This is a genomic window from Paraburkholderia sp., from assembly GCF_050742655.1.
GTDB lineage: Bacteria > Pseudomonadota > Gammaproteobacteria > Burkholderiales > Burkholderiaceae > Paraburkholderia.
Window position 1 is genome coordinate 318,539 of sequence record NZ_JBOIGG010000002.1, and the last position, 12,070, is coordinate 330,608.

Sequence of the window (12,070 nt, forward strand, 5' to 3'; positions counted from 1 at the left end):
GTTTAGTGCAACTCGCCGCTGCGCGGCATACGCACGCGACGATTTGCGTCGTGATACCGTCGTGCGGCATCGGCGGCGGACACTGTCCGCGGCGCGCATCCCCCCTCTTTCGAAGGAGAACGCAGCAATGAACGCAGCCACCCGGTTCTGGATGGTCCAGGGCGCACCGACGCCCGTCGGTCCTTTTTCGCACGCGACGGAATCGGACGGCTGGATCTTCGTGACCGGCCAGATGCCCACGTCACCCGACGACGATTCCGCGCCGCTGCCCGACGGCGTCGCCGCGCAGACCACGCGCGTGATGGACAACCTGCGACTCGTGCTCGCGGGTCTCGGGCTTGGACTCGAGCACGTGGTGTCTGCCCGCATTTTTCTGACCGAGTTCAAGCGCGACTACGCGACGATGAACGCGACCTACGCCGCATACTTTCCGCCGGACCGTCTGCCCGCGCGTACCTGCATCGGCGTGACCGGACTCGCGCGCGATGCGCTCGTCGAGATCGATTTCATTGTGCGGCGGCCGGGCTGATATCGAAACGCGCACAAAGGGATGATCGTCGGCCGGGTAAAGGCCCGGGATGCGGGTGCGATATATAGCCGAATGCATTCAGAAAAGCATTCCGGGTGCACGGCTTGCTCATTCCCTTTCGAGTCAACGGAAATCGCAGATCGAAACTGCCCAGATAGTGGGTATCGAGCAATACAGCAATCCGCCATTTCTGGAATGAGATGAATGGCGTCAATTATTGACAATTCCGTTTTCCATGACACGCGAAAGTCATAAAAAATAGACACTAAACCAGTATCGCCGCTGCAATGCAAAATTAACTCCATAACCTTTCGAGGTCTTGTAAAGTAATTTCGCAATGGCTCATTTGCCAATGTCACATCGGACTGAGATTGCTTCGCGCAGCCAGCCAACCTTTATAGCCTGAAAACGCTGAGCGGCGGGCCTCGACAGAGTTTTCGAAGTAAATCCCTTTGCCCAAACGGAGCGGCTTCTTATCAGATTTCGGTAATCATTGTTCATTTGATCGTCATAAAAAAGCAACTCCCTCTGCATCAGCCTTCCAGAATCGACTCCCAATACAGAAACCTATCAATATCGATAGCTATATTCTTAACTCTTTACCGAGTGGAATTGAAACAACGGTCGTGATTCTGCGGCTTATTTTCAGGGATTATCCAGTTCAACGCCGGTAGCTATCCTCTATGGGTGAGCAAATGCAACAGGGATTTTCCGCACAAGCAATCACAGTAGCTGCCAATCAAGGCTGGCAGTCGACCGGGATCATGATCCAGGGCGACATTGGCGTAACCATCGCGTATCAATACGGGCTGTGGTCAGAAGATCCCGACGTGGAGGCCCCCTTCGACGCGAATGGAGGTCATATGGACACCACTCCCGCTGCTGCTCCTCTACCCAATGAGGCATGGGGTGCGCTGGTCGGGCGTGTCGGCAGTTCGGGGACGCCGTTCCTGATTGGCGACGGCCCCAAGCCGGTCCCAACCGACGAGGACGGCACGCTTGAACTGGTCTTCAATGGCGACCCGACCTCCGTCAACCTGGCTAACCGTAGCGGCAGCGTTACCGTATTCGTGTATCCCAGCAACACCGTTCCCGACCTGTCGACACCGCTCGTCATCGATCCGCCGCAGCCGGCGCCCGCCATCCCGATCGCTCATCTAATGCCGCTGCATCATTTGATCGGCACCTGGACCAACCAATCCTTGGGAACCTCCAAAAAAGGCGGCCCCGACAGTCCATTCTCGTACAACGTGATGCCGCTGCCGCAAGTCGATTCGTCGTGGCCTCCAGGCTATATCCTCAAGAACTTCTCCTATTACGAGGAGCTGACCTTTACCGCCATCCACGGTCCGGTGCTCAATCGCAACGGCACTGGGGCACAGGTCTCGTACACGCTGTTCTATTCGCAGCGCGTCTATTTCGCGGTGGGTCCCAACAAGGACGCGCTGGTCCATGCGGAGAACGGCTCGCTGTTGCTGCTGGCCGACCAGAAGCAGCTGCTCGGCCCCTACGGAAATGCCTTTCGCCAAGGATTGGGCAACCAGACTGTCGAGAACAGCGTTCCGCCTACCCAGGCCTTCAACCTTGCGAAACAGGTGGCAGTCCCGCACGGCAATTCGATCCTGGCCCTTGGCTCATACACCATCGGCAACGGTGCTCCGGCGATTCCGCCGGCGACGGTGCTGCCCTCGGGAGCCGTCGACCCCTTTCTGTACGCCCTGCAGGACCCGGTGGCGAATCCAGACACGACCTACACCCTGAATCCGAATCAGGCGCTGACTGACGCGCTCAAGATGGGGGGAACGCCGAACAGTTACGTTGAGTTCACGGTCAGCTCAGCCAACGGCAACGGTGTTGTCAGCAACATCCACTTCGAACAGCAGTACAGCAACGTCACCCGCTACGACTTCACCGGCTGGCTGGAAAGTTTTGACGGAGGAACCAGCTTTCCTCAACTGCAATACAGCCAGACCATCACACTGCTGCTGCCGGTAAAGGGCGGCCTCGTGTCCTTCCCCCATGTGACGGTCAACACATTGACGAAGAAGCCTTCGTGACCGTCCGATCAGGAGAAACAAACATGTCCGAGCTCGACTCCACGAACGTGGATCTTCCCGTCCGCGCCCTCTCCGAAGCGGAGAAACGCCTGGTGCAGCATATCGACGAGCATTGGGATCCCACCCGCGCACGGGCGGAATTGCGCGACGGGTTTCAGATCGCTGTCGAGATCGAACTGGCGACGGTGCCGCTCTACCTGTTCGCCTATTACTCGATCAACCGGGTGCCGCAAGGATTTCCGGCAACCGACCTGTCGCGCTTCGCCGATCAGGCGGGCGGCATCATGATGAGTGTGGCTGTCGAGGAGATGCTTCACCTGTCCCTGTCGTCGAACATACTCTTTTCGCTTGGCGTACAGCCCCAGCTCTATTTGCGCTCGCCGTCGCCCTACCCCAGCAATCTGCCCGGTCATGGCAAGCTCGGGCCGGACCACAAACCGATGGCCCTTCCGCTGGCGAAGTTTTCGTCCGGGCAGTTGTGGCAGTTCCTCGAAATCGAATACCCGGCAACGGCGGATGCCCCGCCTGAGCTGAATCACTGGGACACGATCGGCCAGATATATTCGTACCTCCGCTGCATCATCAGCTCGAAGCACATCACCGACGACGATTTCCAGAAGGGCCAGGCACCGGCCCAGATCCAGCCGTCCAACTATTCGCCCAACAACATCGACTCGGTTTATCCGAAAGCCGGCTTCAATTCCGGCTGCCCGGTACCGGCTCCGGTCGACGGCTCGGCAGCCCACGTTGCCGCTTTTGCGAGCCGCGGCGATAGCCATGCCGGCCGCAGCGCGCTGATGACGATTGCCTCGAAAAAAAATGCGCTGCAGGCGATCCAGACGATCGACGCCGAAGGCGAAGGCTTCGGTCCCGACAAGTTCGACGATGAATCGGGTCACGAACTCTCGCATTACTACAAGTTCCTGAAGCTGCAATCGCAACTAGCAGGCTACGATCTCAACGATGAGAAGCTGCGGAAGCAGCCACCCCCGCCGCCCCCTGCAGCACGTCAGTTCGGCCAGGAAGAACTGGCACAGATCATCTACGATTTTCCCGACAATCCGGTTGCCGCCGCCTACCCGCCCGGGCGCCGCGATCTCGCCGAGATCGTCAGCGGCCTGTATCAGTACATGCTGATCATGACCGAGAGCATCTTCCGCGTCGAACCGAGTCAGCAGAAGCTGTATTTCAACCAGACGCTGCACCGGTCGATGATCTGGATTCTGGACAAGGCCATCCAGGCCATGCGGAAAGTCTCCCTGAACGGTACCGACGGCTTCCCGAGCACCCACCAGCTGGCGCCGACTTTCGAGAACATCAATCTAGGCCCGCGCGACCAGGCCTTCGCGACGCTGGTCGCCATGTGCAACGCAATGGATGCCAAATACAGCAGCGAATCCTGGTACAGCAGCGACGCGCAATATTTCGTCGACATGGTCCCTTCGTTGCCGGACGTCAGCGGGCTATGGCAGACGCCGTCCGATCAGCCGACTCTGGGCAAGCCTGGCTGCGACGTCAGTAAATATCAGGGCATTCCGACGTTCCCGCAGACCCCGCCCGAGAACGGCGCGCTGGTGCATGGCGAGGTGCGGCATGCATGCATGGGACTGAACCAGTGCAAGGGACAAGGCCGCTCGCGCGATAACGCATGCGCTGGCCAGGGCTATTGCTCCACCGCGCTGGAATTCAACTTCGCCGACCCGGCCACGCCGTCGGTATCGGATCACACCTGCCGCGTGCAGAACGCCTGTGCCGGTCAAGGCGGTTGCGGCCTGTATGGCACGGGACAAGAGCAGGAAACGCCAGGCGCCAATGCCTGCGCCACCCAGGGCTGTTGCGCGACGCCGATCAACGCGGAGCGTTTCAGCACCGATGGTCACAACCGCGGGAAGAGCGTCTGGTTGCGCGCGCGCGAAGTGTTCACCGAGCAAACCTGGCCGGCACTGCAGAAAAAGAACGCGTCCTTGCCGGCCCAGCCGCCCGAACCGCCGCATCCCGACTTGTTCAAGTATGGACCGACGATCGAGTGGATCCAGGAATATAGCGGTCGTGGCATGACGGCTTGCGGGTCCAGCGGCATGAGCGGCGCCGGCAGTTGCAGCTGAGGAATGCCTGCACATGACTGAACTTCGAGGAGACACGGCCGGACATCGGCTGGGGTTCGGCGTCGGGCTGCGCAACCAGCATTTCGACCACATCCTGGCAACGCGGCCACCGGTGGACTGGTTCGAAGCCATCTCGGAGAACTTCATGGATTCGGGGGGACGGCCACGCGCCGTCCTGCGCCGGATCGCCGAGCACTATCCGATCGTATTGCATGGCGTTTCGCTGTCGATCGGCAGTACCGACCCGCTCGATCGCGACTACCTCGCCCGCTTGCGCCGGCTGGCCGATGAGGTATCGGCTCGGTGGGTCAGCGACCATCTGTGCTGGACCGGCGCGCTGGGGGTCAACAGCCACGACCTCCTGCCGCTGCCGCTAAACGAAAAGACGCTGCAGCATGTAAGCGCCAGAGTCGCTGAGGCGCAGGAGTTGTTGGGACGGCCGCTGGTGCTGGAAAATCCCAGCACCTATGTCCGCTTCCGCCAGTCGACGCTGGACGAGCCGGCCTTTCTGCGTGAGCTCAGCCGCGTCACGGGCTGCTGGCTGCTGCTGGACGTCAACAACGTTTATGTCAGCTGCTTCAACGCCGGCACCGATCCATTGGATTACCTGAACCAGTTCCCATTCGATCGCGTCGTGCAATTGCATCTGGCCGGACACCAGCATTGCGGCACTCATATCGTCGACACCCATGATCGCCCGGTTTCGGCGGCGGTGTGGCCACTGTTTCGCCTGGCCTGGCAGCGCAGCGAACAGGCTGCCACCTTGCTCGAGTGGGATGGCGATGTACCTGCGTTCGAACGCGTACACGCCGAGTTGATGCGGGCGCGACAGATCATCGACGGCGACGTGCCCGTCGAAGTCGACGCTGCCTTGCAGTCTCAGCCAGACAGCGTCGAAGCGGTGTCCACCCCAGTCGCGTTCCTGGTACCCGAGGTCATGAGCCATAGCGTCGTGTGCCCGTCATGAACGTTCGCGAAGATAGCTTGCAGTCGCTGCAACGCTGGATGCTCGACACACTGATCGCGCCGGATGGCGCCGATGTCGACACCATCGCAGCCACCTTGTTACCGGGGCCGAAGCTGTCGCCCTCGGCTTGCCTCGCCATCTATCAGCGCAGCTATATCCTGCGATTGCGGAAATGCCTGGAAGAGCAGTTCCCTGCCAGCTACCACGCGTTGGGGATGACGCTTTTCGACGATTTCGCCGACGAGTATCTGCGGGTCTGCCCGTCCGACAGCTATACGCTGCACGAACTCGGTCGACGTTTTCCGGAATGGCTCGAGGACAATCGGCCGGATCGCGGCGAGCCGCCGGAAGGACGTGAGTCGTGGATCGATTTCATGGTCGACCTGGCGGGTTATGAGCGCGATCTGTATCGGCTGTTCGACGCACAGGGTCACGAGGGACAGCCGTGGCCCGACATAGCCGCCGACGATGGCACGCTGATCCTCCAGCCTTGCCTCGCTCTCGTCGAGTACCGCTACCCTGTTGCCTGGTACTACCACGAGGTTCGCGCCGGCCGTTCGCCACAGTTCCCGGTTGCGACACCATCGTATGTCGTGATCCTGCGTCGCGACTTTCTGACCCACACGTATCCGGTCACCCGGCTGCACTATCGGTTCCTGTCGTTGGTGGCACAGACTCGACATGTGCCGGCGTCGCTCGAGGCGCTCGCCGCGGAAGCTGGGTACTCCGTTGACGACGTACAGCGATCCTGGCGCGAAGAGGTGCGTCGGCCCTGGTTGGACGCGGGGTTCTTTGTCGAGAGGGCGATGATCGGGCGATAGGCTTTTTTGGTCCGGATTTCGGCTTGGGGTAATCGTTCGGTTCGTGCAATTTCTCGGGATAGGTGGCCGGCCAGTCGGGTGGTTTCAGCCAGCAAGGTTTTCGACGGGTTGGCGCAGCTTATACAGGGGAAGAGTGATCATGCATCCACGCGAAGGGACTTTTTACGGTCAAGGCGATATCGTTTTCTACCGCACCCACGCACGACCACTTTCGGTCGGCCGGATCCCCGAATCCGAATTCACCGGCAGGCCGAACACGATTATCGGAATGCGGATCTCCGTAACGACGAGTGGAGCTGCGTATCAGCGTTGTTACACTGAAGGAGACAACGAGATACTGGTGCCGACACAGACCTTTGGCAACTACATCTCCGAGAGCTCCGACTCCTACGAGGGCTCGACGATCGAGGGGTGCGTCGACTTCCTCGCACGCGGCTTCCTGGGTCGGTATCCGCAAATGACACACATGACAATCGAGGGCAGCGAACTGCCGTTCCTGCAAGTGCGGGTGCCGGGACCGGACGGGTTTCAGGAGAGCGATGCGCTCTATCAGCGTTCGGACAACGAGCACGCAACAGTGTCATTCGAGTACGAAAAGATCCGGGAAGGAGAGATCGTGCTGCGCGAGCACCTGTGCGGGCTCGGCAATCTGAATCTCGTCAAGATGAATGGAAACGCGTTCGCGGGATTCCCGGGCGACGAGTACAGCAATATCGCACCGCGACACGAACGGATTCTTTACCTCGCACAGGACTTCTTCTGGCGTTACCTTGACCCACAGGATGCGATTGCGGGCACGGATCGCTACATCCCTGCGGAGTGGGTGCGCGACATCGTGCGGTCCACGTGGCACCACGAAAAGAACCAGTCCATTCAACACTTGCAGTACCAGATCACCCGGAACGTTCTCAGGCGTTTTCCGCAGCTCGCGGAGTTCCGGGCGAGACGCCGGAACGTGCAATGGAAGCTGCTGTCGACGGAAGACGCGCCCGCGAAAGCGTACACGGATCGTCTTGCCTATGGCGACATTGGCTTCGCGGCACGGCGCGAGGATATCGAGTAAGCGTAGCGAGACTGCTCCAGGTGCGCTCAGGCAGCCTCGGCAGAGAGAATCACCATGTGAGGGTTGTCGAGATACTTTTTAAACGCTGCATAGTCTGGGTGTTCCGGCTCCGCGACCGAGATGTGCGGGTGCCATTGAAGGCGCGTAAAGCCTGCCTGTTCCGCCACCTGCTCGTGCGTGGCGCTGTGCCAGCTCCACGTCGTCACTGTCTGAGGTGGATCGCCAAGATCGACGAGAACGGTCGAACCATCTTCGGGGCTGTGATCGCGCTGATGCATTCCGAACTGTCCGATGACGGTTGCGCCTGGGTCGAACTGGGCGTTCTGCATGAGCGCCACCAGGCGACCGCCGGGGCGCAGGTTGGCGCGGATGCGCTCATACATGCGCTTGAGCATTTGCCGCGAATCTGCGAAGTTGAACAGTGTCGCGGCGACCGCGACGTCGAAAGCGCCAAGCGTTGGAAGCTCGGCCACGTCATGAACCAGATAGGTGATGCCGAGCGGCCGGGCTGATTCGTAAGACTGCGCGACGTCGATCATGCCTGCCGAAATGTCCACGCCGGTCACCCGTGCTGCGCCGCGTTGACGCAGAAAGCGCGCGTAAACTCCAGTTCCACAGGCGAGGTCGAGCGCGGATTGGTCGCGGATATCGCCGATTGCCTGCATCACGCTCGGATACATCACTTGCAGGCGGAACTCGTTGCGTGGCCCCGTCTCGATGTCGCGCGCGAATTTACTGGCCACCTCATCGTAATACTGGTTTGCCACCACAGTCGGACTCCTTGTCTTTGTGCCAGGTGGGCTCAGTCGGCAGCACTTATTATTCACTGCTGTGGCTCTCGTAAAAGAACCAGGAGCGACAGAAATCGATTTCGATCCCAAGTGAATATTATTCTTCAAACCTCCGGGCAGCAACGCGCAATGGATGCGAGATGAACGGAAGAAAGAGACTGACTTCTTGGGGATCTGACGAGAACGACGACAGTCTTCCGCGCGCCAACCAACATCAGGCTTTACCTCGACACACACGCCAGCAGTAAAATGCCCACTCTCCCCTCCATCGGAAACACCCCCATGCAAGTGCTGGTCGACGCAGACGCCTGCCCCGTCGTCGTGAAGGAGATGCTGTTTCGCGCAGCAAAGCGTGTCGAAGTGTGCGTCACGCTGGTCGCGAACCAGTATTTGCGCACGCCGCCTTCCCGCTTCATCAAGGCACTGCAAGTGCCTGCGGGCTTCGACGTCGCAGATAACCGTATCGTCGAACTGGTCACGAATGGCGACCTCGTGATCACGGCGGACATTCCGCTTGCCGCTGCTGCCCTGGATAAAGGCGCTTATGTGCTCGACCCGCGTGGAAGCTGGTTTAGCCGTGAGAACATCCAGGAGCGCCTGACGATGCGCGACGTGATGGATCAGCTCCGCAGTTCAGGCATCGAGACCGGCGGTCCGTCACCGTACAGCCAGAACGATAGCAAGTCGTTCGCTGCACAACTGGATCGGTTCCTCGCACGCCATGCTGCGCCGCCAGGTGCAATCGCTTGATGCATGCAGAGCAGAACTACGCGCCTGCACCGGGTTCACCAAACCATCGCGATGCAGCCTGAGCGACTTCCTCATCGCTTGAAGAAGCAACCTCCCCAGCCCACGCGACAAAACCATCGGGACGCACAAGCACAGCGCTCAAGCCTAGCCGATCCTTGACGTCGCTCGCGACATACGTAATGCGATCACTCCAGCGGCTAGCCAACGCTTGAAGCGACGGACGAGTATCGAAGTCCAGAAGCAAGCCTTTTCCCTGCCTGAGAAGTTCACCAAGCCTCGTGCCATCGATCAACTCGAAGTCAGGCGCACTGCAGCCCGCCAGCGGATGTTTACCACCAAAATCGTAGCGAAGAGAAACACCCCACACACGTTCGGCGAAGTATGTCGCACCATCGCGCGTGTCGATAAGATCGCGAATGATCGCTTCGAGCGCGCGCGTGCTCCGGCTCGGCCGCATCAGCGCGACCTGAGCGCGAGACCAGTCAAGAACCTGCGCTCCCACCGGCTGCCGTTCGCTCTCGTAGCTATCGAGCAGACCCAACGGCGCATCGCCACGAAGGGTAGCGGCAAGCTTCCACGCGAGATTCATCGCGTCGCCCAGACCGAGGTTGAGCCCCTGACCGCCCAACGGGGAATGGATGTGCGCGGCATCGCCCGCGAGCAGCACCCGCCCTTTGCGGTAAGCCGTCGCGTGACTGGCGCGATCTGTCCAGGTTGTCGCAAGCTGGAGGTTCGTCACAGTGACATCGGTGCCCGAGATATGGCGCAACACCGCCTGCACATGCTCGAGCGTAACCGGCTGGGTTCGATGGAAAGCGCCCCCATCGAAATCGACCATCGCGATGATGCCGGGCTTCTGGTAGGTGTACATGCCCGTCGGCGTGTAGTGGCGGCCCGGCTTGAGCTTGTCCGGATCCGCCATCTCGACCTGCACGGAATAGCCGGTGAACTCGGGATCGGTGCCGGCGAACTCAAAGCCGCCAGCCTTGCGCACGGTGCTGCGCCCGCCATCACAACCGACGAGCCATCGTCCGCGAAACGTTTCATCACCGGCGCGAACGGTCACGTCCTCGTCCGACTGATCGAAGCCTTCGACGCCAAGGCCGCGCCTGATCTCAACCCCCAACGCGATTGCCCGAGCGGCCAATACGGATTCGATGTGCTCCATCTCGACCGCCATGCTGGTGCCGGCAGGGCCCGGCAGACGGTACGGCCACTTCGAGGTATCAATATTGTCGTGAAAGAACTGGATGCCGGCGAAATGGCCGCCCGGGCGACGCGCCTGCTGCATCCAGTGCGGAACATTCGACGCGCCGCTACCCGAGTCATCTTTCGCACGTTGCGGCGCCTCGATCTCGTCCAGCAATCCGCGACGGTAGAAGGCTTCGATGGTGGGTGCAGACAGGCCGCGCAGTCCGAACGGAAGTCGCTTCAACGGAGAGCTCGGGTCAGCGGCCTGCTCCAGCACTAAGACCGAGACGCCTGCGAGACGCAGCTCACCGGCGAGAAACAAACCGACGGGGCCGCCACCGGCAATCACAACATCATGGATCAACGTGAAACTCCTCAAGCGCGCTGGCCGCTATCGTGCGGTATCAAGGAAGGCCGCGGTTCGATGATGATCGTTCCACGCAGGCAAACGATGCTTGCCACCCTCGGCGGCAAGCATCGTATCACCCTGGCATATCGTCGATCCAATGACCGCTTTAGCGGCCTGCCATGCAGCTTTCCGTGTCACGCGACACGCGCGCTTTCGCCCTGCTACTCCCGCTCACTAATACCGTTCATCCAACACTCAACCGCACGCAGGCTTCGCTTTCTTGCACGCGTCCGCGAGCGCCGGCGGCGGGTCTTTCTTGAATACCGTTTTGTACGCCTCGAGCACGTTCGACTGCACGACCGGCAGAGACTGCACGCCGATCCACGCAGGCGGCGTCTGACCGATCAACGCCTTCATCATCGCGAGCGCTTCGGCGACGCCCTGGTCATACGGACGTTGCGAGCCGGTCGCCTTCAACGGCCCGCCCTTCGCGATTTCGATTGCCGATTCGAGGCCAAGGTCGACGGTCGTCACCGGAATGTTCAGCCCCTGCGCGCGCATCGACGTGAGCGTGTCGAGCGCGGGTTGGTCCCACACCGCGAATACGCCCTTCACGTCGGGATTGCCGGTCAGGAAGTCGCCGGCGATCTGGCCGACCTTCGACGGATCGGTGAAGGCGACCTGCTTGACGTGGATGTCGGGGCGGTTCTTCTTCATCCAGTCGTTGACGGCCTTCGTGCGCTCCGTCGTGCTGAAGTAGTCGACACCGAAATTGACCAGACCAATCGTGCCGCCCTTCGGGATGCAAGATGCGAGCACCTTCGCGGCGATCTGGCCGTTGCCCTCGCTGTCGGCCGACACCATCGCCGCGTATTGATCGGGATGATGCAGGCCGGTCGGCACGTTGTCCATGAACACGAGCTTGATGCCTGCCTGCGAGACCTTCTTGTACGTCGCGGCCGTCGCGGTGCCGTCGACGGGGATCGAGATGATGCCGTCGGGATGGCGTTGAATCGTGTTCTCGATGTCGGCGATCTGCTTGTCGACCTGATACTCGGCCGACGCGGTGCCGATCACTTCGACGCCGTATTTCTTCAGCGTATCGGTGATGCCCTGCACCTGCAGCTGCGCCCAGTCGAGATTCATCGTCTGCATCGCAATGCCGACCTTGAACTTGCCCGCCTTCACCTTCGCCGCGTCCGCAGCGCTCAACTGCACGGTGTCCACCGACGCCGCCTTTTCGCCGTTCGGCCCCTGCCCGACGATCGTCTTCGGCCCGATCGAGTCCGCCGTCAATCCCTTCATGCACGTCTGCGCATCCGCGCTGGGCGACAGCATGACCGCGGCACTCGCCGTCGCGATGACACTCGCCAGTACCGCTCTGGAAATACGACGCTGCTTCATGTCTCTTCTCCGTTGGTCTTGATCTCAGGCGTCTCCTGCCCGC

At 60.6% G+C, this 12,070-nt stretch carries 10 protein-coding genes; 7 read left to right on the forward strand and 3 right to left on the reverse strand.

Features of this window, described 5'->3' with window-relative positions; translation table 11 throughout:
- Positions 1–127 precede the first annotated feature (127 nt).
- From ACREXZ_RS04075 to ACREXZ_RS04100, 6 genes are all read left to right on the forward strand, one after another.
- Positions 128–529: a RidA family protein gene (locus ACREXZ_RS04075; RefSeq protein ID WP_431762747.1), complete on the forward strand. Its 402-nt coding sequence runs from the start codon at positions 128–130 to the stop codon at positions 527–529.
- Between the two features lie 695 nt (positions 530–1,224).
- Positions 1,225–2,586: a heme-binding protein gene (locus ACREXZ_RS04080; RefSeq protein WP_431762748.1), complete on the forward strand. Its 1,362-nt coding sequence runs from the start codon at positions 1,225–1,227 to the stop codon at positions 2,584–2,586.
- A gap of 23 nt (positions 2,587–2,609) precedes the next feature.
- The gene (locus ACREXZ_RS04085; RefSeq protein ID WP_431762749.1) at positions 2,610–4,691 is read left to right on the forward strand and encodes a ferritin-like domain-containing protein; all 2,082 of its coding nucleotides are present in this window, start codon (positions 2,610–2,612) and stop codon (positions 4,689–4,691) included.
- Between the two features lie 13 nt (positions 4,692–4,704).
- Entirely contained in the window at positions 4,705–5,658 is a 954-nt protein-coding gene (bufB, locus tag ACREXZ_RS04090; RefSeq protein ID WP_431762750.1) for an MNIO family bufferin maturase, read from the forward strand.
- Positions 5,655–6,479 carry an HvfC/BufC family peptide modification chaperone gene (locus tag ACREXZ_RS04095; RefSeq protein WP_431762751.1) on the forward strand — a complete coding sequence of 275 codons (825 nt, stop codon included), beginning with the start codon at positions 5,655–5,657 and terminating at the stop codon, positions 6,477–6,479. Before bufB ends, ACREXZ_RS04095 begins: the two co-directional genes overlap by 4 nt.
- A 139-nt stretch (positions 6,480–6,618) precedes the next feature.
- The gene (locus ACREXZ_RS04100) at positions 6,619–7,542 is read left to right on the forward strand and encodes a hypothetical protein (RefSeq protein WP_431762752.1); all 924 of its coding nucleotides are present in this window, start codon (positions 6,619–6,621) and stop codon (positions 7,540–7,542) included.
- Positions 7,543–7,568: 26 nt separating this feature from the next.
- Here the strand turns inward: ACREXZ_RS04100 and ACREXZ_RS04105 are convergent, their stop codons facing one another.
- Positions 7,569–8,312 (reverse strand): methyltransferase domain-containing protein, encoded by a 744-nt coding sequence (locus ACREXZ_RS04105; RefSeq protein WP_431762753.1) that lies wholly within the window; start codon positions 8,310–8,312, stop codon positions 7,569–7,571.
- A gap of 303 nt (positions 8,313–8,615) precedes the next feature.
- Between ACREXZ_RS04105 and ACREXZ_RS04110 the strand changes: the two genes are divergently transcribed.
- Positions 8,616–9,083, forward strand: coding sequence for a YaiI/YqxD family protein (locus ACREXZ_RS04110; protein WP_431762754.1), 468 nt, complete (start codon positions 8,616–8,618; stop codon positions 9,081–9,083).
- A 16-nt stretch (positions 9,084–9,099) separates the two neighbouring features.
- On the opposite strand, the gene ACREXZ_RS04115 is transcribed toward ACREXZ_RS04110, so the two are convergent.
- Both ACREXZ_RS04115 and ACREXZ_RS04120 read right to left on the reverse strand, forming a co-directional pair.
- Positions 9,100–10,638, reverse strand: coding sequence for an FAD-dependent monooxygenase (locus ACREXZ_RS04115; protein ID WP_431762755.1), 1,539 nt, complete (start codon positions 10,636–10,638; stop codon positions 9,100–9,102).
- Between the two features lie 240 nt (positions 10,639–10,878).
- Positions 10,879–12,027: a substrate-binding domain-containing protein gene (locus ACREXZ_RS04120; protein WP_431762756.1), complete on the reverse strand. Its 1,149-nt coding sequence runs from the start codon at positions 12,025–12,027 to the stop codon at positions 10,879–10,881.
- Between the last annotated feature and the right edge of the window lie 43 nt (positions 12,028–12,070).